General features: G+C 38.3%; 29 protein-coding genes and 1 riboswitch. Of the genes, 23 read left to right on the forward strand and 6 right to left on the reverse strand.

What is annotated here, in order from left to right:
* Positions 1 to 56 precede the first annotated feature (56 nt).
* From ACTHRG_RS09620 to ACTHRG_RS09660, 9 genes are all read left to right on the forward strand, one after another.
* Positions 57 to 314: a hypothetical protein gene (locus tag ACTHRG_RS09620; protein ID WP_076260633.1), complete on the forward strand. Its 258-nt coding sequence runs from the start codon at positions 57 to 59 to the stop codon at positions 312 to 314.
* A complete protein-coding gene (locus ACTHRG_RS09625; protein ID WP_440231080.1) occupies positions 289 to 1,992 on the forward strand; it encodes a long-chain-fatty-acid--CoA ligase in 1,704 nt (567 codons plus the stop codon). The genes ACTHRG_RS09620 and ACTHRG_RS09625 overlap by 26 nt, the downstream gene beginning before the upstream one ends.
* Before the next feature lie 274 nt (positions 1,993 to 2,266).
* Positions 2,267 to 2,851, forward strand: coding sequence for a TetR/AcrR family transcriptional regulator (locus ACTHRG_RS09630; RefSeq protein ID WP_440231081.1), 585 nt, complete (start codon positions 2,267 to 2,269; stop codon positions 2,849 to 2,851).
* A gap of 39 nt (positions 2,852 to 2,890) precedes the next feature.
* Entirely contained in the window at positions 2,891 to 3,664 is a 774-nt protein-coding gene (locus ACTHRG_RS09635; protein ID WP_440231082.1) for an enoyl-CoA hydratase, read from the forward strand.
* 265 nt (positions 3,665 to 3,929) lie between these two features.
* On the forward strand, positions 3,930 to 4,703 hold the full coding sequence (locus ACTHRG_RS09640; RefSeq protein ID WP_440231083.1) for an electron transfer flavoprotein subunit beta/FixA family protein: 774 nt from the start codon (positions 3,930 to 3,932) through the stop codon (positions 4,701 to 4,703).
* A 41-nt stretch (positions 4,704 to 4,744) separates the two neighbouring features.
* Positions 4,745 to 5,722, forward strand: a complete 978-nt coding sequence (locus ACTHRG_RS09645) for an electron transfer flavoprotein subunit alpha/FixB family protein (protein WP_076260617.1) — start codon at positions 4,745 to 4,747, stop codon at positions 5,720 to 5,722.
* 170 nt (positions 5,723 to 5,892) lie between these two features.
* The gene (trxA, locus tag ACTHRG_RS09650) at positions 5,893 to 6,207 is read left to right on the forward strand and encodes a thioredoxin (protein WP_035330252.1); all 315 of its coding nucleotides are present in this window, start codon (positions 5,893 to 5,895) and stop codon (positions 6,205 to 6,207) included.
* A 633-nt stretch (positions 6,208 to 6,840) separates the two neighbouring features.
* On the forward strand, positions 6,841 to 8,634 hold the full coding sequence (gene uvrC / locus ACTHRG_RS09655) for an excinuclease ABC subunit UvrC (protein WP_076263469.1): 1,794 nt from the start codon (positions 6,841 to 6,843) through the stop codon (positions 8,632 to 8,634).
* A gap of 120 nt (positions 8,635 to 8,754) precedes the next feature.
* A riboswitch (Lysine riboswitch) is annotated at positions 8,755 to 8,934 on the forward strand.
* Between the two features lie 192 nt (positions 8,935 to 9,126).
* On the forward strand, positions 9,127 to 10,356 hold the full coding sequence (locus tag ACTHRG_RS09660) for an aspartate kinase (protein WP_076263471.1): 1,230 nt from the start codon (positions 9,127 to 9,129) through the stop codon (positions 10,354 to 10,356).
* Positions 10,357 to 10,417: 61 nt separating this feature from the next.
* Here ACTHRG_RS09660 and ACTHRG_RS09665 read toward each other — a convergent pair whose 3' ends face one another.
* A complete protein-coding gene (locus tag ACTHRG_RS09665) occupies positions 10,418 to 10,867 on the reverse strand; it encodes a YslB family protein (RefSeq protein WP_076263473.1) in 450 nt (149 codons plus the stop codon).
* Between the two features lie 349 nt (positions 10,868 to 11,216).
* Between ACTHRG_RS09665 and ACTHRG_RS09670 the strand changes: the two genes are divergently transcribed.
* The 8 genes from ACTHRG_RS09670 (at position 11,217) to ACTHRG_RS09705 (ending at position 19,529) form a co-directional block, all read left to right on the forward strand.
* Complete coding sequence (locus tag ACTHRG_RS09670; RefSeq protein WP_076263475.1) at positions 11,217 to 11,825, forward strand: succinate dehydrogenase cytochrome b558 subunit; 609 nt, start codon at positions 11,217 to 11,219, stop codon at positions 11,823 to 11,825.
* 187 nt (positions 11,826 to 12,012) lie between these two features.
* The gene (sdhA, locus tag ACTHRG_RS09675; protein WP_076263477.1) at positions 12,013 to 13,773 is read left to right on the forward strand and encodes a succinate dehydrogenase flavoprotein subunit; all 1,761 of its coding nucleotides are present in this window, start codon (positions 12,013 to 12,015) and stop codon (positions 13,771 to 13,773) included.
* A gap of 3 nt (positions 13,774 to 13,776) precedes the next feature.
* Positions 13,777 to 14,544: a succinate dehydrogenase iron-sulfur subunit gene (gene sdhB / locus ACTHRG_RS09680; protein WP_035330246.1), complete on the forward strand. Its 768-nt coding sequence runs from the start codon at positions 13,777 to 13,779 to the stop codon at positions 14,542 to 14,544.
* A gap of 419 nt (positions 14,545 to 14,963) precedes the next feature.
* Positions 14,964 to 15,428, forward strand: coding sequence for an acyl-CoA thioesterase (locus ACTHRG_RS09685; protein ID WP_076263479.1), 465 nt, complete (start codon positions 14,964 to 14,966; stop codon positions 15,426 to 15,428).
* A gap of 147 nt (positions 15,429 to 15,575) precedes the next feature.
* Positions 15,576 to 15,731, forward strand: coding sequence for a helix-turn-helix domain-containing protein (locus ACTHRG_RS09690; RefSeq protein WP_076263481.1), 156 nt, complete (start codon positions 15,576 to 15,578; stop codon positions 15,729 to 15,731).
* A 361-nt stretch (positions 15,732 to 16,092) separates the two neighbouring features.
* Positions 16,093 to 17,040, forward strand: coding sequence for a hypothetical protein (locus ACTHRG_RS09695; protein ID WP_076263484.1), 948 nt, complete (start codon positions 16,093 to 16,095; stop codon positions 17,038 to 17,040).
* Between the two features lie 6 nt (positions 17,041 to 17,046).
* Positions 17,047 to 17,517: a hypothetical protein gene (locus tag ACTHRG_RS09700; RefSeq protein WP_076263486.1), complete on the forward strand. Its 471-nt coding sequence runs from the start codon at positions 17,047 to 17,049 to the stop codon at positions 17,515 to 17,517.
* The gene (locus ACTHRG_RS09705) at positions 17,517 to 19,529 is read left to right on the forward strand and encodes a hypothetical protein (protein ID WP_076263489.1); all 2,013 of its coding nucleotides are present in this window, start codon (positions 17,517 to 17,519) and stop codon (positions 19,527 to 19,529) included. Before ACTHRG_RS09700 ends, ACTHRG_RS09705 begins: the two co-directional genes overlap by 1 nt.
* 98 nt (positions 19,530 to 19,627) lie before the next feature.
* On the opposite strand, the gene ACTHRG_RS09710 is transcribed toward ACTHRG_RS09705, so the two are convergent.
* From ACTHRG_RS09710 to ACTHRG_RS09720, 3 genes are all read right to left on the reverse strand, one after another.
* On the reverse strand, positions 19,628 to 20,203 hold the full coding sequence (locus tag ACTHRG_RS09710; protein ID WP_286149100.1) for a HamA C-terminal domain-containing protein: 576 nt from the start codon (positions 20,201 to 20,203) through the stop codon (positions 19,628 to 19,630).
* Between the two features lie 203 nt (positions 20,204 to 20,406).
* Positions 20,407 to 21,096: a hypothetical protein gene (locus tag ACTHRG_RS09715; RefSeq protein ID WP_440231085.1), complete on the reverse strand. Its 690-nt coding sequence runs from the start codon at positions 21,094 to 21,096 to the stop codon at positions 20,407 to 20,409.
* 33 nt (positions 21,097 to 21,129) lie between these two features.
* A complete protein-coding gene (locus tag ACTHRG_RS09720) occupies positions 21,130 to 21,309 on the reverse strand; it encodes a hypothetical protein (RefSeq protein WP_076263494.1) in 180 nt (59 codons plus the stop codon).
* Between the two features lie 300 nt (positions 21,310 to 21,609).
* Here ACTHRG_RS09720 and ACTHRG_RS09725 point away from each other — a divergent pair, with 300 nt between their 5' ends.
* From ACTHRG_RS09725 to ACTHRG_RS09740, 4 genes are all read left to right on the forward strand, one after another.
* Positions 21,610 to 22,290: a hypothetical protein gene (locus ACTHRG_RS09725; RefSeq protein ID WP_440231087.1), complete on the forward strand. Its 681-nt coding sequence runs from the start codon at positions 21,610 to 21,612 to the stop codon at positions 22,288 to 22,290.
* Between the two features lie 223 nt (positions 22,291 to 22,513).
* Positions 22,514 to 22,948, forward strand: a complete 435-nt coding sequence (locus ACTHRG_RS09730) for a hypothetical protein (RefSeq protein ID WP_139325657.1) — start codon at positions 22,514 to 22,516, stop codon at positions 22,946 to 22,948.
* A 281-nt stretch (positions 22,949 to 23,229) separates the two neighbouring features.
* On the forward strand, positions 23,230 to 23,361 hold the full coding sequence (locus ACTHRG_RS09735) for a hypothetical protein (RefSeq protein ID WP_286149101.1): 132 nt from the start codon (positions 23,230 to 23,232) through the stop codon (positions 23,359 to 23,361).
* Between the two features lie 242 nt (positions 23,362 to 23,603).
* Positions 23,604 to 23,915 (forward strand): DUF5516 domain-containing protein, encoded by a 312-nt coding sequence (locus ACTHRG_RS09740; protein WP_076263500.1) that lies wholly within the window; start codon positions 23,604 to 23,606, stop codon positions 23,913 to 23,915.
* Positions 23,916 to 24,142: 227 nt separating this feature from the next.
* Here ACTHRG_RS09740 and ACTHRG_RS09745 read toward each other — a convergent pair whose 3' ends face one another.
* Positions 24,143 to 24,460, reverse strand: coding sequence for a transcriptional regulator (locus tag ACTHRG_RS09745; protein ID WP_286149102.1), 318 nt, complete (start codon positions 24,458 to 24,460; stop codon positions 24,143 to 24,145).
* A gap of 142 nt (positions 24,461 to 24,602) precedes the next feature.
* Positions 24,603 to 25,487: a TIGR01777 family oxidoreductase gene (locus ACTHRG_RS09750; RefSeq protein WP_076263502.1), complete on the reverse strand. Its 885-nt coding sequence runs from the start codon at positions 25,485 to 25,487 to the stop codon at positions 24,603 to 24,605.
* A 325-nt stretch (positions 25,488 to 25,812) separates the two neighbouring features.
* On the opposite strand from ACTHRG_RS09750, the gene ACTHRG_RS09755 reads away from it, so the two are divergent.
* Together ACTHRG_RS09755 and ACTHRG_RS09760 are read left to right on the forward strand one after the other, a co-directional pair.
* On the forward strand, positions 25,813 to 26,253 hold the full coding sequence (locus tag ACTHRG_RS09755; RefSeq protein ID WP_286149103.1) for a GNAT family N-acetyltransferase: 441 nt from the start codon (positions 25,813 to 25,815) through the stop codon (positions 26,251 to 26,253).
* A 140-nt stretch (positions 26,254 to 26,393) separates the two neighbouring features.
* On the forward strand, positions 26,394 to 26,600 hold the full coding sequence (locus tag ACTHRG_RS09760) for a hypothetical protein (RefSeq protein WP_076263504.1): 207 nt from the start codon (positions 26,394 to 26,396) through the stop codon (positions 26,598 to 26,600).
* Positions 26,601 to 26,784 lie beyond the last annotated feature (184 nt).

Raw genomic sequence — 26,784 nt, forward strand, 5'->3', positions numbered from 1 at the left:
CTTATTGGGGCCATTTATTTATTTTTCATTGCATAATATTTTTGTGAAATAGGGAAATGAAGAAATCGCCAATTTATATGGCGATTTTTTTTATTTTAATCATTAGAAGAATATTGCAAATAGATTGGACAGCCTATGGAAAAATTTCTTCCTGTGTGCAAGGTCTTATTCTAATTGTCATAGATCCAGCATTATATTATAATAAGAACGAACAGTTAGAATGTTCAAAAAGTTCAGAAGGAGTACATCGCTATTCTGAAACTTTAGCAAGAATGAAGGAGGGACAAAATGGCAGAAGCAAAACCATGGCTTAAGCAATATCCGGAAGAAATCCCCTCAACTTTGTCATATCCAAAACAGCCGGTACAGGATTATTTGAAAAATGCTGCAGAAGAATTTCCGGAAAAAATAGCAATCCACTTTATGGGGAAGGAATTCACATATAAATATATATACGAATGTTCCCTGAAGCTCGCTGCATATTTGCAGAGTCTTGGAATTGAAAAGGGAGACCGGGTAGCGATCATGCTTCCGAATACTCCTCAGTCCGTTATCAGCTATTATGGAATTCTGATGGCTGGCGGGATTGTTGTCCAGACAAATCCGCTGTACATGGAACGGGAATTGGAATACCAAATGAAAGACTCAGGAGCAAAAGCGATCATTACAATGGATATCTTATTTCCCAGAGTGACCAAAGTGATGCCGCATACAGAATTGAAGCATATAATTGTAACGGCAATCAAAGATGCACTTCCATTCCCAAAAAATTTAATATACCCTTTTATCCAGAAAAAACAATATGGAATCGTTGTTAATGTAAAACATGAAGGTCATAATCATTTGCTGACAGAAATATTAAAAAGACCGGCAGAGCCTCTTAGAATCCATGACTTTGATTTTGAAGAAGATTTGGCATTATTGCAGTACACAGGCGGCACGACCGGTTTCCCTAAGGGTGTCATGCTATCTCACAGCAACCTTGTATCCAATACAGCGATGTGCAAGGCCTGGCTTTATAAGTGCAGGCGCGGCGAGGAGACGGTGCTTGGCATACTTCCATTCTTTCACGTGTATGGAATGACAACAGTCATGATTTTATCTGTAATGGATGCGCATAAAATGGTCCTCCTTCCAAAGTTTGATCCTGAAACTACCCTGAAAACCATTCATAAACAAAGGCCAACCTTATTTCCTGGAGCACCTACTATTTACATTGGGTTATTGAACCATCCGGATATAAAAAAATATGATCTGTCTTCTATAGACTCCTGCATTAGCGGATCTGCTGCCCTGCCAGTTGAAGTCCAGCAGAAATTTGAAGAAATAACAGGAGGCAAGCTTGTAGAGGGCTACGGTCTGACTGAATCATCACCTGTTACTCATGCGAACTTCTTATGGGACCGCCCCCGTGTCAAAGGCAGTATAGGTGTCCCATGGCCTGATACAGATGCAGCAATTTTCTCACTGGAGACAGGAGAAGCACTTCCGGCAGGAGAAGTTGGCGAAATTGCGGTTAAAGGGCCTCAGGTAATGAAAGGCTATTGGAAACGCTCCGAAGAAACGGAGCAAACCTTAAGAGATGGCTGGCTGCTCACAGGTGACCTGGGCTACATGGATGAGAAGGGATATTTCTATGTAGTGGACAGGAAAAAGGATATGATTATTGCAGGAGGATTCAATATTTACCCGCGTGAAATAGAAGAAGTGCTATATGAGCATCCAGCAGTACAGGAAGTGGTTGCTGCCGGAATACCGGATCCGTATCGCGGAGAAACAGTAAAAGCTTATATTGTGCTGAAGGAGGGAAAAGAGGCAACGGAAGATGAACTGGATCAGTTTGCAAGAAAGCATCTGGCAGCCTATAAGGTTCCACGGCTATATGAATTCCGCAGAGAGCTTCCTAAGACAGCAGTTGGAAAAATACTGAGAAGGGCGTTAGTGGATGAAGAAAAGAAGAAATTTAAAGAAGAAGAGGAAAAGCGGGCTTAGCTACAGAGACCGATTTTCAATCGGCTCTTTATTTTTGAATCAATAAGCTTGTCCAGATATAAAGGAAATGTAATAATAAAATATATTTACAGGGAAATTCTTGACACAAATGAATTGTCCTACTATTATAAAAATATGAATGACGATTCATTCATTTTAGTTTAAAAATAATAAACCCAGTGGATTGGCTGATCCCGGCAGCAGGATAGGAATTTCCCCGCACTGCTGCCCGATAGAAATCAATGCCCCGTTTATTCTGAAAGGAGGGAGCCACATGAAAAAAACAAAGCCTAAATACCGGCAAATTATTGATGCGGCTGTAGTCGTGATCGCTGAAAATGGCTATCACCAGGCTCAGGTATCAAAGATTGCCAAACAGGCTGGTGTCGCTGACGGCACGATCTACTTATATTTTAAAAACAAAGAAGATATATTAATATCCCTCTTTCAGGATAAAATGGGCTACTTTGTTGAGAAAATTGAGGAAAAAATTGCAGGAAAAGAGAAAGCTGCAGAGAAACTATTAATGATGGTAGAATCGCACTTTAAAATGCTCTCGGAAGACAAGCACCTGGCAATTGTAACCCAGCTCGAGTTGAGGCAGTCCAATAAAGACCTGCGCCACAAAATTAATGAGGTGCTCAAAGGCTACCTCACTTTAGTGGAAAGGATTCTTGATGACGGCAGGGAGAACGGTGAGTTTTCAGCAGATCTGGATATCAGGCTGGCGCGTCAGATGATTTTTGGCACCATAGACGAAACCGTGACCACATGGGTAATGAATGAGCAGAAATATGATCTTACGGCATTGGCAGGACCTGTCCATAAACTTTTAATCAGCGGGTGCGGAAAACCTTGAAAATGATAAAGTGCTCAATAATATTGTAGGAGGGATACGATGGAATACCTGAAATGGTCCCATAACGACTTCGTAGCGACGATTACAATTGAACGTCCGCCTGCGAATGCTCTTTCATCAGGTGTATTAAAAGAGCTTTCAGCTGTCCTGGATGAAGTTGAAGATAATAGTGACGTTAGAGTTATTTTAATTCACGGAGAAGGCAGATTCTTTTCAGCAGGAGCTGATATAAAAGAATTTACTACTATTGAAAGCGGGGAGGATTTTTCAAGCTTAGCGACCTATGGACAGAATCTCTTTGAGAGGATGGAAAAGTTCCCTAAGCCAATTATTGCAGCCATTCATGGTGCAGCACTTGGCGGCGGCCTGGAGCTTGCGATGGGCTGTCACTTCCGTCTTGTAGCTGATAACGCAAAGCTCGGTCTTCCGGAGCTTCAGCTTGGATTAATTCCCGGTTTTGCCGGAACTCAGCGGCTTCCCCGCTATGTAGGTACTGCTCGTGCAGCTGAAATGCTGTTCACAAGCGACCCGATCACCGGGCTTGAAGCAGTTCAATACGGTTTGGCTAACCATGCCTTTCCTGAGGAGCAGCTTTTGGAAAATGCCTATAATATGGCAAAGAAAATTGCCAAGAAGAGCCCAGGCTCCATCAAGGCGGCTATTGAGCTATTAAACTTCGGAAAAACCGGACAATTCTACGAAGGTGTAGTGAAAGAAGCGGAATTGTTTGGAGAAGTGTTTGTATCTGAAGATGGCAAGGAAGGCATATCTGCATTTATTAATAAGCGGGAGCCAAACTTCACCGGAAAATAGCAGTTAAAAGAATTGAGCTGAAAGATTACATTCATCTTAATAATCTATTATAATAGACATGTAAGCGGTTAATTTAATCTTCAGAAGATTCATTGGTTAAGTTATGGTCAGTGAGCGAGCGCCCGCTCAATTTTAAAATAAGCGGGCACTTCGAAGCAGATGAACCTTTCTGTACGCATTAAATATTTTCAATCTTTAGAAGTGAAGAAATGTTTTAATTAATGGCTTTGTTATAGGACAATGCTTAATTACTAGGAGGGAAATCATGAACATCTACGTATTAATGAAGAGAACATTTGATACTGAAGAAAAAATTACAATCTCCGGCGGCAAAATCAATGAGGATGGCGCTGAATTTATCATTAATCCTTATGATGAATATGCAATTGAAGAAGCAATCCAGGTTCGCGATGCGAATGGCGGAGAAGTAACAGTTGTTTCTGTGGGAACAGAAGAAGCTGAAAAGCAGCTTCGTACCGCTCTTGCGATGGGTGCTGATAAAGCTGTTTTAATAAATACAAAAGATGACGTTGAGAATGGGGATCAGTTCACGACGGCAAAAATCTTATCTGAATTCCTGAAAGACAAAGATGCTGACTTAATCATTGCTGGGAATGTAGCAATTGATGGGGGTTCCGGACAGGTTGGACCGCGTGTAGCAGAGATTTTAGGAATTTCTTATGTAACAACTATCACTAAACTTGATATTAATGGCAGTTCTGCCACAGTAGTACGTGATGTTGAAGGGGATTCAGAAGTAATTGAGGCATCTCTTCCATTATTGGTCACTGCCCAGCAGGGTCTGAATGAGCCTCGCTATCCATCCTTGCCAGGAATTATGAAGGCGAAAAAGAAGCCTCTTGATGAGCTTGAGCTTGACGATCTTGATCTTGATGAGGACGATGTTGAAGCTAAGACAAAGACAATTGAAATCTATATGCCGCCTAAAAAAGAAGCAGGTAAAGTTCTTGAAGGCGAATTGGAAAATCAAGTTAAGGAACTGGTGAAGCTTCTTCATACTGAAGCTAAAGTTGTCTGATCATCAATAACTGATTAATAATAACGCAGGGGGTAAAACATATGGCTAGAAAAGTATTAGTGTTAGGTGAAGTCCGTGACGGTTCATTGCGTAATGTATCCTTCGAAGCTGTTGCAGCCGGTAAGACTGCATCAGAAGGCGGAGAAGTTGTAGGAGTTTTAATTGGTGATTCTGTAAGCGCTTTAGCGAGTGGGATGATTCATTATGGTGCTGACCGTGTTGTAACTGTTGAAGATGAGAAGCTGAAGCAGTATACGCCTGATGGTTTTTCACAGGCTTTAATGGCTGTGATTGATTCCGAAAGTCCGGATGGTCTTATTTTTGGACATACAGCAATGGGGAAAGATCTTGCTCCTAAAATTGCTGCCAAGCTAGAGTCTGGTTTAATCTCTGACGTAACAAGCCTTGAAGAAGCAGGCGGCAATCTGGTCTTCACACGCCCGATTTATTCAGGCAAAGCTTTTGAAAAGAAGATTGTGACAGATGGTCTCCTTTTTGCCACAATCCGTCCAAATAACATAGCTCCTTTGGAAAAGGATGAATCAAGATCAGGAGAGGTTGCTTCTGTTGCTGCAGAGATCAAGGATCTTCGCACAATCATTAAGGAAGTTGTCCGCAAAGCGAGTGAAGGCGTTGACTTATCCGAAGCTAAGGTTATTATTGCCGGCGGCCGCGGTGTTAAGAGCGAGGAAGGCTTTGAGCCATTAAAAGAGCTTGCTTCTGTTTTAAACGGAGCGGTAGGGGCATCACGCGGAGCCTGTGATGCTGATTATTGCGATTACTCACTGCAAATTGGACAGACGGGTAAGGTTGTAACACCAGATCTGTATATTGCATGCGGTATCTCCGGAGCTATTCAGCACTTAGCGGGGATGTCCAACTCCAAAGTAATCGTAGCGATTAACAAAGATCCGGAAGCCAATATCTTTAAAGTAGCTGATTACGGTATTGTCGGAGACCTGTTTGAGGTTGTTCCTCTGTTAACAGAAGAGTTCAAAAAGCTTAAAGTAAACGCATAAAGTACAAATGGGCGGCAGATGGCCGCCCATTATACATAAAGTCCATAAGAAAGAAGAGAATAATTTGCTTTACATAGGGTAAATTACGATCGAGCAGATTGTTCGCATCATAGAATAAACGATGATATACTGTCGTTAGTATTTGAGTTAAATTTTAGGAGGCATATCAAATGGCTATTACACACGCGACTGACCAAAATTTCACTGCTGAAACTGGTTCGGGATTAGTATTGGCAGATTTCTGGGCTCCATGGTGCGGCCCTTGTAAAATGATCGCTCCTGTATTAGAAGAACTTGATTCTGAAATGGGCGATAAAGTCAAAATTGTAAAAATCGATGTTGACGAAAACCAGGAAACAGCCGGCAAGTTTGGCGTAATGAGCATCCCAACTTTGATCGTACTAAAAGACGGTGAAGTGGTGGATAAAGCGGTTGGCTTCCAGCCGAAAGAAGCTCTTGCTGAATTACTTTCAAAACATGCTTAATCTAAAAGAAATTTCCCGGTGTCCCATGCGGACATCGGGATTTTTTTATCGCAGTCTAACGGGCAGTAAGACCCCCGCTTCAAGACTCAGAGGAAACAAAGGAGGATAAGCGGGGATCAAACTGCCCGATCTAGCTGCGGCTCCTAGGGGCTCGAGGTCATAAGCCAATCAGCTGATGGGAAGAAAAGCACTCCCCACCATCTGCTCGTCTTATGCTTGTCACCCCAAGGCAAGTCGCCTCGCTTTATAATGTAAAGGCCCGATTGGTGAGATACAGTGAAACTTGCCGACGCGCAGGCAGAGGCTTAGTTGAACCAATCGGGTTCGTAGTGTCGATTGATCGAAGCGCTAGCGGAGATCTTAGCGACACTAGAACGCGACTAACAATCAGTGGGGGGATAAGGAAAACCCCCACTGATTGAAGGTTCACTTTATCATGTGTGTTTAGCGGTTATGCTGCAGGTTTACCAGCTGATATAATAAGATGGGGATGCCGTGCTTTTATCATGCAGACTAATCTTCATGGCGAGCTTGCATACCAGGTGATTATGAAAATTCAAAATAAATGTTAGATAAAATCTTTCTAAAAAAGCCTTACAATAAGAAAATTTTTAATCGGGGAGGTGGAGTGCCATGAATGAAACGATAAAAAATAAACTGATGCTGCTGCCTGCACAGCCAGGCTGCTATTTAATGAAAGACAGGCAGGGGACCATTATCTATGTGGGGAAAGCCAAAATTCTCAGAAACCGGGTCAGATCCTATTTTACAGGCTCACATGACGGAAAAACATTAAGACTTGTTAATGAGATTGTGGACTTTGAGTATATTGTCACATCTTCAGATATGGAAGCATTGATTCTTGAGATGAATCTGATCAAGAAATATGATCCCAAATATAATGTAATGCTGAAGGACGATAAAAGCTACCCTTTTATCAAATTGACGGCCGAACGCCATCCCCGTCTGATTACAACCAGAAAAGTAAAAAAAGACAGGGGAAAATACTTTGGCCCTTATCCCAATGTGCAGGCTGCCAATGAAACAAAAAAGCTGCTCGACCGTATTTACCCTCTTCGCAAATGTTCAACACTTCCGGACAGAGTTTGCCTTTATTATCACTTAGGACAATGTCTTGCACCATGCGTAAAGGAAGTAAGTGCAGATCAATATAAGCAAATGACAGATGAAATTGCGAAATTTTTAAATGGCGGATACAAAGAGATTAAAAAAGACCTTACAGCAAAAATGACAGCCGCTGCTGAAGATTTGGATTTTGAACGAGCAACAGAGCTGAGAGATAAAATTGCCCATATAGATGCAACGATGGAAAAGCAAAAAATGACGATGACAGATTTTACAGATCGGGATGTATTTGGCTATGCGGTTGATAAAGGGTGGATGTGTGTCCAGGTCTTCTTCATCAGGCAGGGCAAGCTGATCGAACGGGATGTATCAATGTTCCCGATTTATAATGAGCCGGAAGAAGAAATTTTAACGTTCCTCGGCCAGTTTTATACTAAAGCAAATCACTTTAAACCCCGTGAAATATTGGCACCCGATTCCGTTGATGCTGTCATGGCAGAACAGCTTCTTGATGTGAAAGTGCTAAAGCCGCAGCGCGGGCAAAAAAAGGACCTGGTGAAGCTTGCCCATAAAAATGCAAAAATTGCTCTCCAGGAGAAGTTTTCTTTAATAGAGCGTGATGAAGAACGGACTATTAAAGCTGTTGAAAATCTGGGTGATCAGCTTGGGATTTATACCCCTCACCGGATTGAAGCATTTGATAATTCAAATATCCAGGGGTCGGATCCCGTTTCTGCCATGATCGTCTTCATTGATGGCAAACCGGAGAAAAGAGAGTACCGAAAATATAAAATAAAGTCCGTCAAAGGTCCTGATGATTATGAATCCATGAGAGAAGTCGTCCGCCGCAGATATACAAGAGTACTGAAAGAAGAACTGCCGCTTCCGGACTTAATCTTGATTGATGGAGGTAAAGGGCATGTTGAGGCTGTAAGGGATGTGCTCGAAAATGAGCTCGGTCTGGATATCCCGATTTCAGGCCTGGTGAAGGATGAGAAGCACAGAACTTCACAGCTTTTATATGGTAATCCGCTTCAAATTATTCCTCTTGCAAGGAACAGCCAGGAATTCTACCTGCTGCAGAGAATTCAGGATGAAGTTCATCGCTTTGCGATTACTTTTCACCGCCAGCTTCGCGGAAAAAGTGCCTTTCAGTCTATTCTGGATGAAATTCCGGGCATAGGCGAAAAGCGAAAGAAACAGCTGCTGAAGGCCTTTGGATCTGTAAAGAAAATGAAAGAGGCATCAATTGAGGAGTATAGAAAAATAGGCATTCCTGCTAATGTTGCTGAGGAGTTAAAGCAGAGGTTTGAGGAACAAAATGGAAACTCTGAGTCTTAAATGGATATAGACATAAAAAGTCAGACATGTTATACTAACTGAAACTTTATATCAATATCACTTTATAGCGATAAAGCACATGTCCATATGTTTAAACAGAACTATTGGACATAATCGTTAAGTGAAGGTAGAGGTGCGAACTTCATCAGTAAAAGCTTGGAGAAGAATGAGCTTCCATGAAAAGCTTTGAAAGGGGATGTTCGCCGAAGTGGAGAAAATCTCATCATTTTTTCTGCTGGTTTTGCATTGAATAAATGCAGGATTGTCAGGACATTGCCGTCCTGGAGAGCTATCTCACTGTGTTTGCTCACTTATACATTTTGGCTGCACAGCAATGGGATAGTTAAACTATTCCATTGCTTTTTTTATTGCCCAAAAGGGGTATTTTAGATTTAAGGCCATTGTCAAATACAGCCGAGTGGACTGTCTTGCTTCACTTACATAGGACGGCAATTCATAAAATTACGAGTTCTTTAGAAAGAAGGGAAAGCTGTGGGAATCATAGTGCAGAAATTCGGAGGCACCTCCGTGGGGACTGTAGACAGAATACAAAATGTCGCTAATCGGGTAATTGAGGAAAAAAACCGTGGAAACGATGTTGTTGTGGTTGTTTCGGCAATGGGCAAAACGACTGATCAGCTGGTTGGCATGGCAAGGGAGATTTCCCCATCACCAGATAAAAGGGAAATGGATATGCTGCTTACAACCGGCGAACAGGTGACCATCTCTTTATTAGCTATGGCATTAAATGCGAAAGGACATCCCGCCGTTTCTTTTACAGGGTGGCAGGCAGGTATTAAAACAGAAGCAGTCCATGGTAATGCGAGGATAGTAAATATTGATCCAGCCACCATTCAGGGGGAATTAAGTCAGGGGAAAATTGTGATTGCAGCAGGCTTTCAGGGGATGACAGAAGATGGTTCAATTACCACACTTGGACGCGGCGGATCTGATACAACTGCTGTTGCACTGGCTGCAGCACTTAAAGCTGATAAATGTGATATTTATACGGATGTTACAGGTGTGTTTACAACCGATCCCCGCTTTATAAAGAATGCCAGAAAGTTACATTCTGTGTCCTATGATGAAATGCTTGAGCTGGCCAATTTGGGGGCTGGAGTGCTCCATCCAAGAGCAGTTGAATTCGCTAAAAACTATGGTCTTCCGCTTGAAGTGCGTTCAAGCCTTGAAAAGGAAGCCGGAACAATCATTGAGGAGGAAGTAAAAATGGAACAAAATTTAGTGGTGCGCGGTGTGGCTTTTGAAGATGACATAACAAGAGTAACAATCATTGGTCTTCCTAATTCACTGACTGGTCTGTCTACTATTTTCTCGGCGCTCGCCAAAAACCACATTAATGTCGATATCATTATTCAGAGCATGACAGAAGCCCAGACAACTAACCTGTCCTTCTCAATTAAGAATGAAGATCTGACGGATACAGTGAAAGTTCTGGAAAAGCATAGAGATCAATTAAATTATGACCGCATTGAGTGGGAATCAGGGCTTGCAAAGGTTTCAATTGTCGGCTCAGGCATGATTTCAAATCCGGGTGTGGCTGCAGAAATGTTCGAAGTGCTTTCAGCGAATGAAATTCAGGTGAAAATGGTAAGCACGTCAGAAATTAAAGTATCAGCGGTTGTGGAAAACAGTAAAATGATCGATGCTGTTGATGCTTTACACGAGGCATTCAAGCTGTCTGTTTCCGCGGTTAAGGCTTAATTCCGAAGCTATAAACAATAAGCTATCAGAAATTGATAGCTTATTGTTTGTAAATTAGATGTTACTCAGCAGGGTCCTTTTTATCCCACTTCACAGTAATAAGGATTTTGCCGGTTTTCTTGCGGGGATGTTCGAAAGCCTCACAAATAACTTCTTTTTGAAATTCAATCTGCTGGGCTATAAAACCAGCCTCGAGCTGAAATGTGCAGTTATTGTTTTTTTGCAAGCGGCCAGCAATCAGCGGGCTTGATAATATCATTTCAAGCTCATGTTTAGATTCGTTTGCGATCGAAAGGCTGCCCCAGCCGGCATTTATAAAAAATTCGGCAATCTGTCCGGCTGTTTCCAGAGGATACATGCGTGCAAGCCTTTTGCCGGCCCAATATAAAATTTCGGGTGCTTCATTTCCTAAAAGGTCATGCAAAAGAACTTCCCGGATCAGTTCATAGCCAAATACCGGTACTGACTGTATGTGATCTTCATTAGATTTCGCAGATGCTAATTCGCTCAATAGTCTCCCCTCTTTCTATGATTCTATTATATACAATATGCTTGGGGAGTTAATATCAATTCGGGAAAAAATAGAACGATTTGCATAGAAATAATTACTATTTCAGTATATTGGAGACCGGTAATTAGGTCATATTGAACCGCAGAATAATATATATTTTTAACCGGTAAATATTTTTTAAAAATTTTATTAATATGGAACATTTTATGTATCCGTTTTCTTGACGCTCTATTATCTTGGGAGTAAAATGGACATGTCACATAATTGTAAGAAAATGAATAACATTTTCGAGATGATGTCCTGAGCGGGGGCTCAGCATCGTTTTTTTAAAATCAGGGGGGGAAAGTTTATGGCAGGTAATCGTGAGTTTTTTAATCGCAGATTGCATTCATTGCTTGGCGTAATACCAGTTGGATTGTTTTTGGTGCAGCACCTTGTAGTGAACCATTTTGCAACAGGGGGAGAGGAATCTTTTAATAATGCAGCGCATTTTATGGAAAGTCTTCCATTTAGAATATTCCTTGAAACATTTGTAATCTATTTACCTTTGCTGTTCCACGCAATCTATGGCCTTTATATTGCTTTTACTGCGAAAAATAACACAACCAGATATGGATATTTCCGCAACTGGATGTTTATGCTTCAGCGTGTTTCAGGTGTTATTACGCTGGTTTTTGTTGCATGGCATGTATGGGAAACACGCGTACAGGCTGCCTTTGGAGCAGAAGTTAACTTTCAGATGATGGAGAACATCCTGTCGAATCCATTTATGTTCTGGTTCTATATTATTGGAGTCATTTCTGCAATTTTCCACTTTGCTAACGGGCTTTGGTCATTCCTTGTCAGCTGGGGACTTACAGTATCTCCTCGTTCACAGGTTATTTCCACTTACGTAACAATCGGAATTTTCATTGCACTATCTATTGTTGGCGTACGTGCTCTGACAGCATTTATTTAATAGACATGAGAGATTATTAGACTTGATCGGATAAAAAGGGAATTGGGCAGCTGCCCGGCTCCGCATTATTGAAAGCGCATAGGTAAAATCAGCACTTTTGGCAGAATAAACGCCATCGGAAGGCCTCAAGGAGACCGGTAAGCGGGTGCTGGCGCTTTTCTTACAAGTATTAAGGGAGTGAGTCACGATGGGTAAAGGAAAAGTTATAGTTGTCGGCGGCGGACTAGCCGGTTTGATGGCGACAATTAAAGTAGCAGAATCTGGGACTCCGGTTGAATTATTTTCTCTGGTACCGGTTAAACGTTCTCACTCTGTTTGTGCCCAGGGCGGCATCAACGGAGCGGTAAATACAAAAGGGGAAGGCGATTCTCCTTGGATTCATTTTGACGATACAATTTATGGCGGGGACTTCCTCGCAAACCAGCCGCCTGTAAAAGCAATGGCAGAGGCTGCACCTGGCATCATTCATTTATTTGACCGTATGGGTGTTATGTTTAACCGTACACCTGAAGGTCTGCTGGACTTCCGCCGCTTCGGTGGAACACAGCATCACCGTACTGCGTTTGCCGGTGCTACAACTGGGCAGCAGCTGCTTTATGCAATGGACGAGCAGGTCCGCCGCCATGAAGTGTCAGGATTAGTGACAAAGTATGAGGGATGGGAATTTCTTGGGGTTGTCATCGATGATGACGGAGCTTGTAAGGGTGTCGTTGCCCAGAACCTGACTACTATGGAAATTAAGTCTTTTGCTGCAGATGCAGTTATTATGGCATCCGGCGGACCGGGAATTATTTTCGGAAAATCCACTAACTCTGTCATAAACACAGGCTCAGCAGCTTCCATCGTTTATCAGCAGGGCGCTTATTACGCAAATGGGGAATTTATTCAGATTCATCCAACCGCCATCCCTGGAGATGATAAGCTTCGCCTAATGAGTGAATCTGCACGCGGTGAAGGCGGACGAGTATGGACATATAAAGATGGTAAACCATGGTACTTCCTTGAGGAGAAATATCCGGCTTACGGAAACCTGGTGCCTCGTGATATTGCAACGCGTGAAATTTTTGACGTTTGTGTTAACCAGAAGCTCGGCATTAATGGGGAGAACATGGTATATCTTGATCTTTCCCATAAAGATCCTAAAGAGCTTGATATTAAGCTTGGCGGAATCATTGAAATCTATGAGAAATTCCAGGGTGAAGACCCTCGTAAAGTGCCAATGAAAATCTTCCCTGCTGTCCACTATTCAATGGGCGGATTATGGGTTGACTATGATCAGATGACAAATATTCCAGGCTTGTTTGCAGCTGGTGAATGTGATTATTCACAGCATGGTGCCAACCGTCTTGGTGCCAACTCACTGCTATCAGCCATTTATGGCGGTATGGTAGCAGGCCCGAATGCAGTCAAGTATATCAGCGGATTAGATAAGAGTGCTGAAGATCTGCCATCATCACTATTTGACCGCCATGTAAAACAGGAAGAAGAAAAATGGAATAATATCATGTCTCTTGATGGCACAGAGAATGCATATGTCCTTCATAAAGAGCTTGGTGAGTGGATGACAGACAATGTAACGGTTGTCCGCCATAATGACAGGCTGTTGAAAACAGATGAAAAAATTGTTGAACTTATGGAGCGCTATAAAAACATTAATATTAATGATACTGCGAAGTGGAGCAATCAGGGTGCAAGCTTTACGCGCCAGCTGCAGAATATGCTTCAATTGGCACGTGTTATTACAATTGGTGCCTATAACCGTAATGAAAGCCGCGGAGCACATTATAAGCCTGATTTCCCTGAACGTAATGATGAGGAATTCATGAAAACAACAATGGCGAAGTTTGTGGATGCAAATTCCGCTCCGGCATTCCATTACGAAGAAATTGATGTAAGCTTAATTCCACCGCGTAAGCGTGACTATTCCAAAAAGAAAGGGGAGAACTAAACCATGCAGGAAACAAAAACTAAAACAGTCCGTTTTGTAATCAGCCGCCAGGATACTCCTGATTCAGCCCCTTATCAGGAAGAGTTTGAAATTGATTACCGTCCGAACATGAACGTTATTTCAGCCCTTATGGAGATTCGCCGTAATCCGGTTAACGTCAAGGGTGAAGATACTACTCCAATCGCATGGGATATGAACTGCCTTGAAGAAGTCTGCGGTGCTTGTTCAATGATTATAAATGGAAAGCCCCGCCAATCATGTACGGCACTTGTAGATCAGCTGGAACAGCCAATCCGTCTTGAGCCGATGCGCACGTTCCCGGTAGTCCGTGACCTGCAAGTCGACAGAAGCCGTATGTTTGATTCCCTGAAAAAGGTTAAAGCATGGATTCCAATCGATGGCACGTATGATTTGGGACCTGGACCGCGTATGCCTGAGAGAAAGCGCCAATGGGCATATGAGCTTTCAAAGTGCATGACATGCGGTGTTTGCCTGGAAGCATGCCCGAATGTTAACAGCAAATCTGACTTTATCGGACCTGCTCCTTTATCACAGGTTCGCTTGTTCAATGCTCACCCAACTGGTGAAATGAATAAAGCTGAACGTCTGGAGCAAATCATGGGTGATGGCGGACTTGCCAATTGCGGAAACTCTCAAAACTGCGTCCAGTCATGCCCGAAAGGCATTCCTTTAACAACATCCATTGCGGCACTAAACCGCGATACAACATTCCAGTCTTTCAAAAACTTCTTTGGGAGCGACCAAATCTAAGTATGATAAAACCCCTTTCCTTTTGGAGAGGGGTTTTATCATACTCGTATAATTTGTTTTTTAAACAGCAATTAAATTTAACCACTGAGCTGATTGGAGTGGAAGGTGGGAGATCCTCGAAAATGCATCCGCATTTTCTTCGTGCGGTGTGGATTCAAGGAAGCTTATTCAACGTCCTACGGGAGTAGCGTACCAAGGGAGACCCCGCAGACGCGGAGCGGTGAGGAGGCTCCCGGCAGCCCCGTGGAAAGCGAGTGCCTGCAATGGAAATTAACGGGTTGGGTTAATTTTCCATAATCAGATTAGAGGCATAATCTTTTATTTAACACATGGTGGGAGGTTTTCAAATAATTCAAAAAACACTATAATGAAATACAACAGAGTGAATGCTCATTCATAAAAAATTGGGAGGGACCAGCATGAAAAAATTGAGCTACATAGACGATTTTAAAAAATGGGAAGAAGAATTCATTTTCTTTCATCCAGTAAAAGTCAGATTTTCTGAAACTGATATGTTTGGACATTTGAACAATACCATTCCATTTACATACTATGAAGAAGCAAGGATAGAATTTTTCAAAAGCAAGGGCTTTATGCAGGACTGGGTAAAGCATGATAGTGAAACCATACCAGTCGTAGCAGACCTCCAATGCGATTTTATCAGCCAGGTTTTCTTTGATGAAGAGATACAAATATACGTAAAAGCTGCTTCAATAGGGAATTCTTCTGTGGATCTTCATTATATGGGCAGGAAATCAGATGGTTCAGTTTGCTTCACCGGCAGGGGGACGATGGTGCAGATATCAAAGGTGACGGGCAAGGGTGTGCCTTGGACCGAAAATATGAAAAAAATGCTAAAAAGCGGGGTTAAAGTCCGAGCCTAGCGGCACAATGGCACATTTCCTGAAAATAACTTTCTCCTTTCACTAAATATAGTCACTTCGGCTGTTTTGCTGACATATGATATGGTGACTAAATATATACCCATCCCGCGGTTCATAGCTGGCGAAAGGCAAGGAGGGTTACAATACTTGAAGGAGAATGAATATACTCACAAGCCGTTACTCACCAAACGAGAAAGAGAAGTATTCGAATTGTTAGTACAAGATAAAACAACAAGGGAAATCGCTGGTGAATTGTTTATAAGTGAAAAAACGGTTCGGAACCACATTTCTAATGTAATGTAGTTTGAAATACAAACTGAATAAACATACCAGAACCGCCATTCGGCGGTTTCTTTGTTGTGTTATTATTTTCTCAACCTCGAACCAATCGATGGAGTTTATCTTTTAGGTGGACCATAATTCCCGTCTTAATAAGGGACATTTCTAATAACGAATAAGCTGCACTTCGACAAAAAAACAGAATTTCTTTATATGTTATTTGTTAAGTACACACGTCCTATGTATTTTGACGAGGGTTAACTTGTTCGCCTTCTTATTATCCTTCTAGTAAAGCGAATGAAAATACGGTACTATAGTATTAAGTTATGGAAATTTTTTCATTAAACAAACTTTTGTAGATGTTTTTGCAAGCTGGAGGAGAAGTATGATTCAAACACGGTATGGAACGTACAACGGTGACAGTTGGGAAGAACATTGTCAATTACTGCTTAAAACTAAATATGGTACGGATGGCTATCAAGAAATGACGGCTCATACAAGTGGCGACCTTGGGATTGAAGGTTATACGCGTACAGGAATTGTCTTTCAATGTTATTGTCCAGACGAGGAATATGATGCGAAAAAGTTATATGAAGCACAAAGGGATAAAGTTACAAAGGATTTAGGTAAACTAAAAAGATCCAAAAAGCAATTAATGGATTTTTTTGGATCTGTTAAAATAAAGAAATGGATTTTCTTAACTCCAATTATTTTAAATAAGGATATTGTTTCCCACTGTCAAACGAAAGCACAGGAATATAAGGGCATGAAAGACATGCAAGATATACTTGATCCAGAATTTGATGTGTTGGTTCATGATGAGGGATATTATGCTGAAGAAATCTTGCTCGTAAAACGCATATTAGAAAGAAAGGTTGAAATGGATATCGTTTCACCTGATAAACGAGAAATAATTGATTGGAAAAACTGTGAATCTGAATCTATAGAAATTTTAAATAGAAAAATTGGTTACTTGTTTGAAAATATTCAAGATCAGCAAACAAAAGATAATAAAACAAATAGATATGTTGATTTAATGGTGAGAAATTATTTAAAAGGACAAAAGGTTCTATCAAGAATGCAAGATACGTATGGATTACTGTACGAGAAGCAAGTCAGAATAAAAAGTTCAATAGCAGAACATTTGGAGGATGAAGTTTTGATTACTGACTTACCTCCAAAACAGTTACTTGATCAAACATTAAGTAAATATAAGGATGCCTTGAAAAGTGAAAAATTCCATGAAATATTTGAGTTTTCCATATATGAGGACTTATGCAAGGAAGCAATATCCGAATGGCTGATAAATTGCCCGTTGGATTTTGGAGGGTAAAATAAAATGGATTTACCACTAGAAAATATACACACGATTAATTTTAAAAGGAAAAAAGTGCCGCTGTCACCAGAATTACGACCATTGTATAAAATTTCGTTAATAATACTTATACTTTACCTTTCATCGAATAAGCAAACGGCATCGTTACTAAAATTACAATTATTTAATTGGGCTTTAAAAAATCCAAAACGTTTCAATAGATTAGATGATATAAAAAAGGGCGGGGACTTCCCTATTATAAGATTTGATCCATCGTTAAACCGAGCATTAAATTTTGCAGTTGCAGAACAACAACTCGAATTCAATGAAAAAAATGGAAAATTCATCTTAACTAATAAAGGTGTAAAATTTGCGGAATCCATTATGGAGCATAATGACGTGTTAGTAGAAGAAAAAGATTTATTAGAGGGTATTAAAAAAGGTATTAGCGATGCTTATGTTATGAAAGTTTTTAAAGAGAGGTATAAAGCCTAATGTCACGTTTAAAAGTGAATGTAGTTAAAATTTCAATTGAAACGGAAGAGGGGTTATTTGGAACAGAAATTCATCTTAAAGAAGGATTAAATGTCCTTAGTGCCAATAATACCAAAGGAAAAAGTTCATGTCTTAATTCGATTTTATATGGATTAGGTATTGAAGAACTATTGGGCGGTACCAATACAAAATCCATGAAACCTGTTTTAAAAGATGTCCTGAAACATCAAGGCAAAACTTTAGTGGTATTAGAGTCAAAGGTTCAGCTTGAAATTTCAAATCAGAATGGTAAGGCCATTACATTAACTAGATGGATTAAGTCAACATCAAAGGATCCCCGATTAATAAAAGTAGATGATGGTCCATCACTATCAGAAGATAAACCTTTTAACTCAAAAGATTATTACGTCCATATGAAAGGGTCGGCAACGGAAGAATCAGGGTTTCATGCTTATTTGGCTGAATTTATTGGATGGGAATTACCTAAGGTTCCTACTTTCGATGGTAATGATCGATTATTATATATCCAATCGTTATGTCCATTGTTTTACATTGAGCAAATAAAAGGGTGGAATAGTTTTTATGCCCCTCTTCCGTCTAATTATGGAATTAGGGATTTATCAAAACGTGCAACTGAGTTTTTATTGGATTTAGATGTGATGAAAAATACTAAAGAGAAAGATGAACTCAAAATTTTAAAATCCATTATTTCTTCTTCATGGCTATCCAGTGTAAGATCGATCAGAGAAGTTGCATCTGATATAAATGGTGTTGTATCCGATCTTCCAGAAAAACCAACCTTATTAATCGACTTCAACATTCATCTATTCAATGAAAAAGAAGAGTTGATTGAAATTGACGAGAAAATAATTGCTTTAGAGAACAGTTTGTCCAAACAAAGTAATTATGTAAGAACAATATCAGAAATTGAAGATGAAAATGAACATAAAATTAATGAAATAGAAACTCTTGTAATGACCCAACAAGATAGTGTTAATTCCCTTAGAAGAGAGATTCAACTAGAATCATCAAATCAAGTTGCTATGCGTGAAAATCTGATGGTATTAGAAGATGATCTAAAAAAAAATCAGGAAGCTCAAAAGTTGTACTCTCTTGGTGCCGCATTTAACTCTGAGTTGTCAAAGGGAATGTGTCCAACTTGCCATCAAGATATTGAGGATACTTTATTGCCGCAGGAAATAACAGTTCGACCATTAGATCTTGCAGAAAATATAAGGTACATAAAAGAGCAAATTAATGCAATCAAGTTTGGGTTATCACAATCAGAATTCATAATAAATAATAAGAAGGCTCAGTTGTCATCAATAGAGGAACATTTGATGCAATCACGCAGGACACTCCGATTAGTTAAGAGCGAATTACGGGAGGATCCAAGGCTCCAAACGAAACAGGATATCGAAAAAATTGTTGATACAAAAATTCAAATTCAAAAATTAAGAGAAGCCAATAATAAATTAGAAAAGCTCAAGAATGACATAAATTCTTTGCAGGACGATTGGAAAAACTATATAGCAAGAAAAGAAAATCATAGTGATGAGTATTTTTCTAAAGCAGATAAAGAGAAATTAAAGAAGTTTGAACAAGATTTTAAACTTTATTTAAAAGAATTTGGCTTTTCGAGTGTTTCAATTGGCGATATAACCATATCGGAGGACAAATATACGCCGATCGTTAAAGGATTTGACATTAAATTTGATTCTTCTGCAAGTGATCATATACGATTAATTTGGGCTTATACGTGTGCATTAGCAAATACTGCTGCTCAATTTAATGGGCATCATCCTAAACTGATAATATTTGATGAACCAGGGCAACAACAAATGGATATGAGCAGTCAGGCATCCTTATTTAAAGTACTTACATCTTTAATTGGACAAACTATTGTTGCATCTTCATTGAAACAAAAAGAAATAGAAGATTTAACAGCTGATTTAAAAATTAATATTATTGATTTAGGTAAAGATTACATTATTAAACCTATAAAAAAATAACACGCACTAGTTGCGTGTATTTTTTGTGGATTCTAATTTTAACATAGCTGTGACCACCCATCGCTTTTTCGTGCTCTTATCCCGCAAGTGGGCCCATCTTATGCTGTCCGATTTGTGAAGTATCGAATGGATTGGTATAATTTAGCTTCTCCCCAGTATAATTGTAATCTTTGAGTAGAAGAGTCGTAGCCCATATGTATAGCATCTGCACCTTGATAATGCAATTGGCTGCTTGTTTTAAAAGACATTTTTGATATCACTTGTGGTAATCTTAATACGCTTTGTATTAATAAATAAAGTAACATCTCGCCACCTTCCCCTGTTTTCTTTAACTGAGTGAATAGCTTTCTTGCTTTTCTAGTTAATTGAGAAGTATGAACGGTTGTATTTTCTTCAAAATCGAGTGCTTTGGCTCGTTCTATCTCGGACCTTGGAATGGCGTAATCTACCATGAAACCTGCAATTCTTAAAACTAAGTCTTCAATACGCGGCATTGCTTGACCGTTTGACGTAACCATGTAACATCTAGTTATAGCTTTTGTCCCAACAACAGTTTGAATTGATTCCACTTGTGCTAAATATGAATCTAACTCTCTCCCATTTCCCCGTAAAAGTGATTCTATATATCGCTCAATAATATCTTCATACTGTGAAGGCTGTGTAGTTGGTGCCAATTTGCCCCCTCCTATTGGAATAATAATGTCTTTTTTGTGATAATTATCCTATTATTATATAAATTATAACAAGATACTTATTTTTCCATAAGAGAACCTTAGTTCGTGAGGTAGGCTGAATGATCTAATTTGATTTATTAAAAAAAAGAGGGTGTCGAAATTTTCGACGCCCTCTTTTTTTTTAGTGAATTTAACAAAGATAGTCAAACTTTTCCGTAATAATGATTTATTCTCATCTTTAAATTACTTCCTGAGACGGCACCTTTATAAATCATGAGCCAATCCATATATCTATAACTTTTTTTACTGTCTTTAGTATGTGTATACTTTATTTTAAAAGTATAACCTGTAGTAGCAAGTGCTATTAAGCCAGCAGCGGCGGATACAAGGGCTGCTGCTTTTTGATTTGGTTTTTTTTCAAGGAACGCTTGTGCTAAGGTAGCAGCGATTGCAACAACCGTTGCTGCAGAGGAAACAGTCAAACTAAAAGTTTTACTATATTTGTATGCATATACTCCTGAACCATTACTTGAATCACCTATATTATATGTTTTATATGAAGCAAATGGTGTAATAGTACCTGAATTATTTTCTTCTATAGCATTTTCTTCTGTTAAGGTAGCTACTAATTCCCCATCAAAAAAAACTTCTCCTGATTCTTTATTGTATTCAGATATACTTGTTGAGCCATCATCATAAGTAACTTCGATAATACCTACACTATCATTATTCTCGATAGTTTCAAACTCAACATCTTCTAGGGATTCATTACTCAGATTACTTTGAAGAGAATCATTAGTTCCATTATTTTCATGTGCATTTGCACTTTTTATTGGTATTAGAGTCGATAAAACAAGTAAAAAAACAATTAATGATGAAATATATTTTTTCATGTAAACCCTCTCCTAAGTTTATAATATTGAATTCTATTTTTCTTTTCTAAAAGCATCAAAAACCATAATCCCGATGAAAAGTAAAAATATGACCATTCCAATGTTATTAATGATATTAAGTGTATTTTCACTAATAGTTTCGGAAGAAAAATTAAACATGAAAGCACCAATGATAATAAAAAAGACAATAGTAAGTTTAGTAGATCTTTTCATAATGTAAACTCCTTATTAATAGTATTTAAATTACACAAAACCCCTTTTTTGTAAATATTTGTAACGTTACAAATATTAGTATAACAAAATTTCCAATTATTGCAAATGGAGAGGGGGATTACTTTTCAACATAATATTTCATCATAATTATTATACCATTATATGGAATTGGGTTTAATCCGACTTATGGATGAGTCTCAACAAACTGATGTTTTTAGTGCCGACCAGGCAGGTTCAAAAAAAACTGTAGGTTTTGATAAAAGGAACTTATGTTAGGAACAATAAAATGAGGTGTTTCTTATGAAAGTATATATTGGATTAATGTTAATAGTTCTTCTTATGATTCCTCCCATCAGTGCAGGAGCAGTGATTAAAGGATATGAAATAGTTAGTAGGAACGACGAAGAGGATATCACCTTATACGCCCAGAAAATGAATGGCTTATATAGAGGTTTTAAAGTTAGTTTCAAGGGTGCAATTTTTTCAAAGCCTTTTTGGATTGGTGTAACAAACCCTTCCTATGCACCACAAATTATTTACAAAGACATAAACAAAGACCAGAAAAAAGAGTTAGTTATTATCTTGACGAGGGGGTATGGTACAGGTGCCTTATGGGAAGATGTTTATGTTTATGAAACACTGAATAATCATTTAAACGTAAATGAAATACTTGTGGATAATCCTTTAGCAATTATTAATAAGAACGTAAAAACTAAGTTAACAGCTAAGAACGCTGAAGTCATAATAAATGACAAGAAGTGCTCAGTTGATATCACCCCTTTAGAAATTCAACCCGAAAACTTATTTGATGACATAGGTTTTGGAAGTATTATTGATTATGAAGTCAACGATGATCAACTAACTGTAAATGTTGCTGGACAGATATCTCCTGCCAGTTTCGTTGGAAGTGTTGTTATCAATTATGAATTTCGAGAAAAAATGTTTCAATCAAAATCGATTGCATTCCAACCTTGTAAATAAATATAAAATTTTTAAAGGAGAAACCACTTAAGTGTATTTTCCCAGTAATTTCGGTTAATTATAAACAATTAAATTATACAGAGATTTATAATAAAGTATCATTACCTTGTGAAAATTGCTGCAATGAATGGAGGAGCAAGAGAACTAACGTACATTTTTTTAGCTCTATGATATAAGCGTTATTTATAAAAATTTGAAATTTTGTAACAAATTGTTAGATTTTTTGGATGCATTAAAAGTTAAACTTACTTTGAAATATAAGGGAGGGATTTATCTGGAAGTATATCAGACTAATGGTGGATATGTTTTAGGTGTTTCTGGGGGGAAGATCTATAATTTACGGAGTGAACCAGCTGCAATCATTTCAACTAAAAGACCAATTCCTACGAAAATGTGGATAGTGCCTAAAATGAAAGATGAGTCTATTATTCAAGGCCAAGAGTGGTTTGTTGATGTTGAATTTCGAGAGTTTTTGTGTGACGATAAAAAAGTACAAGTTCTACAATTTAATTACGAAAGAAATGAACCAGGATATTGCTCTGGAACTGCGGAATTTATCGTCTCAGAAGAGTATGCAAAAGAAAAAATAGAGACTTTACGAAAGACATTACAAATTTCTGAATACTCGTGGGACACCGCTGTCTCCACGTGGAAATAAGACTAGCTAGGTTCAAATGAAGTGAACCCATGGATTATGAGAGGGGAAATGGTGCCCTCTCTATTTTTATATGCCAAACTAACGTTATTCGAGTAATAATATTTATAAATAATCCCCCGAAATTTTAGAACTTACGCCCATCTATTTAATTTCTTCCTATTACAGCATAAAACGGCTGTCCACATTCGGAAAAGCAGCAACTAAAATTTCTCCTTTTGTGAATTTTTATGAAACGTTTTTGTATCCTAAAATGTCTAACGTTTAGAAAAAGAGGTGATTGAATGACCGTTGAAAAAAATCTTAAGAAGGCAATAAGAGGTGACGAAAAAGCATTTGAAGAATTAATTAAAACTGAAAAGAACAAACTTTTTCGTATGGCTTATTTATATGTGAAAAACGAAGATAATCCTTGAAAGAATACTCAACTGTTTATAAATCATCTAATAACATAGTGTGAGTTGTTGAAGAGGATATGCAAACGAATGGGATATATTCAATAGTGATTTTTTAGAAGCAAACGGGTACATAAAACATTAGATATAATTAATCATGGCAATTGTAAGCAATTTACTTTTCTTACTCCTTTCGATAAAATTTTAAGTATTGATAAAGTTTACAGAATTTAATAAATATCTGCTCGAAAAGAGGTAAAAATATGGCTTGGTTGAAAAACGGCAAACTAATATCAGATGCAGAAAGTAGAGAACTTATTTCTAAAGGATATCAATATGTTGAAGGTGTTTTGCTGTCACCCGATGATGTAAATGACTTAATAAAGTCTGGGTACACTAGACCACATTTAGCAGAAGGCTTACGATATACTTTTACTTCTAAAGAAAAGAAAAGTCTTGGAATTTTAGGTGTTGGCTTGGTTTCATGGGGAGCATGGAATGTTGGAAAGTTTGCAAAAATTAAATTTGATCCCACCACTATCCCTTTGCCGAAAAGTTTAGGCGACAAAAAATAGCTTGTCCCTTATGTGCCAAGGCGTTTCACACACTTTTGGGAGAATGAATACACCGTATTCTAATGGTACGGTAATGGGATAGTAACGCTTATGAAGAGTTCGGCACGAGGGTAATAATTCTAGTAATTTTACTAAAGTAAAAAAGACTCTTGAAATGCAATTAAAACAAAAGAATAGAGCGTAAAACGTTCTATTCTTTCTCCTTTAAAAAGTAAACAATGCCATTCTCAAAAGATGAAAGAAGATATTCGGCCACTTCTGGATTTAAGGGTACTAACGAGATATTGCTGCTGAATACTTGAAAAACGATCAGTGAGATGAACATCTTCTTTCTCGGATGACACAACTGGAAAAATGGCAAATTCTTTTTGCAGTGTTTCCAAGAGTGATAAGGGGATGGTTTCTGTTTTTTCTGTTTCTTGATTGCTTAAATAACCAGCAGTTGCCCCAAGTTGCTTGGCATAAGCATTTAATGTCATACCTTTTCTTTCCGCAAATTTCTTATTCTTTGCCCCAAACTCTTTAGCACAGTTTAAAACCTCCATTCTATTATTAATATGAAAACTGTAAATGATTTTAGAATAGAGATGGCAATTATGGAGATGGACAAGCGTACAAGTAGGAGGGCAGTGGCTTTTAGATACTATAAGGTTACCCCTTCACAATCTTAATTAAGAAAACATTTCCTTATTTTAGAATGTCTTGCAAGGTCTTATCAATTGTTTTAAAGGTAAAGTTGTAACCTTCACGTTCTAACCGCTCTGGCAGAACCCATCGACTTTTTAACACCAACTCTGTTTCTGTTTTAATTAGCAATGAACCAATCTCCAGCATCCATTTGGGCGAAGGTAAACCGAATGGAACATTCAGCGTTTTTCTAAGTTCTTTCATTAATTCACGATTACTGACTGGATGTGGTGAAGAACAATTAAAAACACCACTTAGTTCTTCTTTATCTTTCAAAAAGAGAACGATTTGAAACAAATCGTCAATATGTATCCAACTAAACTTTTGGGTTCCAGTTCCCTGAATACCTCCAAGTCCAAACTTCACTAAATTCCGAAAAGGTGTTATAACACCGCCATCCTTACCTAATACAATAGCTATTCGTAAGGCGATTTGTCTTGTTTTTGGTAAGGCAAAAGAAAAGAAGGTTTGTTCCCAGGCTGTTGCCACATTAACCGAGAATCCTGAACCAATCTCTCCTTTTTCTTCAGTCATCGGACGATCTTCTGCGTGCCGATAAATAGTTGCTGTACTGGAATTCATCCAAATTGCAGGTGGATTATTGCACTGCAGTATAGACTCTCCAAGCAATGTTGTTGTCCTTATTCTTGAATTCATTATTTCATTCTTATTTGCTTCATTGTATCGACAATTCACAGATTTCCCAGCAAGATTGATTAGAATTTCAGCATCTTCTAACGCCTCTTGAATACTCAATTTATCCTCCCAAGAAATATGCTGCTTTTGTCTTGATATGATATGTACCTCATATCCTAATTCCTTAAATCTATTCTTGAAATATTCACCAATAAAGCCTGTTCCTCCTGCTAAAACTACTTTTTTCATGTAAAAGCTCCAATCTGCTATATTAATCAGCTTTTATTTAAGATGTCCATCAAAAAAACTTTTTTTCCATAACCCTCCCACCTTTCTTTTAGTATAACGTTTATTTTTAATTGTTTTTAAACTTTAATTATCAACTAAACAGTCCCTTTGACTTAAAAAGAAAAAGCTGCCCGATTAGCAGCTGATCATTAGGTTATCTAAGTTTACGATATATTTTTTTGTTTTTTGTTTGTTCAACTAACGGGGCAGGTTTATTGAAAAAGGAATTATGGAGTTCAAAATTGAATTAAATATTAATAATATAATAATTTTAAGGAGCGTTAATGTGAATAATTCAGAAGTTGAAACAATACAAGAGCTAACAGACAAGAAACAATGGTTAGAAGCCTTTCCGATTATGCATCAGTTACGAACTGATTTGACTGAAAAGGCATATCTGGACTTACTTGAAGAAATGAGGAAAGATGGGTATTTTTTATATGCTCTATATAAAGATAATCGAATTGTATCCTTAGCTGGCTTAAGTTGGAGAGTTAACTTTTATAATAAACGTCACGTATATATATGTGACTTGGTAACAGATAAAGCATACCGATCATATGGATTTGGAGAGAAATTATTAATATTTATACATAATTGGGCAAAGGATAATGGTGCTGAATATGTGGCATTAGAATCTGGTATACAGCGAAACAATGCTCATCGTTTTTACGAAGACAAATTAGATTATGATAAATGGTGCTATTCATTTAGAAAAATGTTGTGATTTAACAAAGGGTAATGCTGCGTCAGGCGGGGTGCCTTTTTCTTATGCAACAAACGGGGCAGGTTAGTGAAAGAAGAAGGAAATATTGTAAACTGTAATTAAAGGCTAAATTATGCAGGTTGAGGTAGGGTTAAATCAAATTGGATAAGACAGTTACTTTTTCATTCAGAAGCACAAAATATGAAGGTACAGTGGCGACAGAAACATTTAATTTTAAAGAATTAGGTATTGATGAGAATTTGGATAATGAAGCATTAAAAATAGAAATAGAAAGAATTTTTCAAGCTTGGGTTTGGGATAAACTCAATATTTCTTTTAGTATAGTTATTAACAAGGACAACCGTTAGTACAGATAACAAACGAGAAAAATATTAATATTGCACTAAAGGGCTAATATTTAAGAACAGCTGCCGAACCAGGCAGCTTTTTTCTTATTGAACAAACGGGGCAGCATTCCTGTAATGAATGAAAATGGAGTTTGAACAAAAAAATAACCTCTTGGTAGAATGAGAGAGTCCTGAAGCCGGCAAG

Source organism: Cytobacillus sp. SAFR-174 (assembly GCF_051964675.1).
Lineage (GTDB): Bacteria > Bacillota > Bacilli > Bacillales > Cytobacillaceae > Cytobacillus.

Coding starts and splice junctions, on each gene's coding strand:
- ACTHRG_RS09620 (WP_076260633.1), top strand. CDS start 57: ATGAAGAAATCGCCAATTTATATGGCGATTTTTTTTATTTTAATCATT.
- ACTHRG_RS09625 (WP_440231080.1), top strand. CDS start 289: ATGGCAGAAGCAAAACCATGGCTTAAGCAATATCCGGAAGAAATCCCC.
- ACTHRG_RS09630 (WP_440231081.1), top strand. CDS start 2,267: ATGAAAAAAACAAAGCCTAAATACCGGCAAATTATTGATGCGGCTGTA.
- ACTHRG_RS09635 (WP_440231082.1), top strand. CDS start 2,891: ATGGAATACCTGAAATGGTCCCATAACGACTTCGTAGCGACGATTACA.
- ACTHRG_RS09640 (WP_440231083.1), top strand. CDS start 3,930: ATGAACATCTACGTATTAATGAAGAGAACATTTGATACTGAAGAAAAA.
- ACTHRG_RS09645 (WP_076260617.1), top strand. CDS start 4,745: ATGGCTAGAAAAGTATTAGTGTTAGGTGAAGTCCGTGACGGTTCATTG.
- trxA (WP_035330252.1), top strand. CDS start 5,893: ATGGCTATTACACACGCGACTGACCAAAATTTCACTGCTGAAACTGGT.
- uvrC (WP_076263469.1), top strand. CDS start 6,841: ATGAATGAAACGATAAAAAATAAACTGATGCTGCTGCCTGCACAGCCA.
- ACTHRG_RS09670 (WP_076263475.1), top strand. CDS start 11,217: ATGGCAGGTAATCGTGAGTTTTTTAATCGCAGATTGCATTCATTGCTT.
- sdhA (WP_076263477.1), top strand. CDS start 12,013: ATGGGTAAAGGAAAAGTTATAGTTGTCGGCGGCGGACTAGCCGGTTTG.
- sdhB (WP_035330246.1), top strand. CDS start 13,777: ATGCAGGAAACAAAAACTAAAACAGTCCGTTTTGTAATCAGCCGCCAG.
- ACTHRG_RS09685 (WP_076263479.1), top strand. CDS start 14,964: ATGAAAAAATTGAGCTACATAGACGATTTTAAAAAATGGGAAGAAGAA.
- ACTHRG_RS09695 (WP_076263484.1), top strand. CDS start 16,093: ATGATTCAAACACGGTATGGAACGTACAACGGTGACAGTTGGGAAGAA.
- ACTHRG_RS09700 (WP_076263486.1), top strand. CDS start 17,047: ATGGATTTACCACTAGAAAATATACACACGATTAATTTTAAAAGGAAA.
- ACTHRG_RS09705 (WP_076263489.1), top strand. CDS start 17,517: ATGTCACGTTTAAAAGTGAATGTAGTTAAAATTTCAATTGAAACGGAA.
- ACTHRG_RS09715 (WP_440231085.1), bottom strand. CDS start 21,096: ATGAAAAAATATATTTCATCATTAATTGTTTTTTTACTTGTTTTATCG.
- ACTHRG_RS09720 (WP_076263494.1), bottom strand. CDS start 21,309: ATGAAAAGATCTACTAAACTTACTATTGTCTTTTTTATTATCATTGGT.
- ACTHRG_RS09725 (WP_440231087.1), top strand. CDS start 21,610: ATGAAAGTATATATTGGATTAATGTTAATAGTTCTTCTTATGATTCCT.
- ACTHRG_RS09735 (WP_286149101.1), top strand. CDS start 23,230: ATGACCGTTGAAAAAAATCTTAAGAAGGCAATAAGAGGTGACGAAAAA.
- ACTHRG_RS09740 (WP_076263500.1), top strand. CDS start 23,604: ATGGCTTGGTTGAAAAACGGCAAACTAATATCAGATGCAGAAAGTAGA.
- ACTHRG_RS09745 (WP_286149102.1), bottom strand. CDS start 24,460: ATGGAGGTTTTAAACTGTGCTAAAGAGTTTGGGGCAAAGAATAAGAAA.
- ACTHRG_RS09750 (WP_076263502.1), bottom strand. CDS start 25,487: ATGAAAAAAGTAGTTTTAGCAGGAGGAACAGGCTTTATTGGTGAATAT.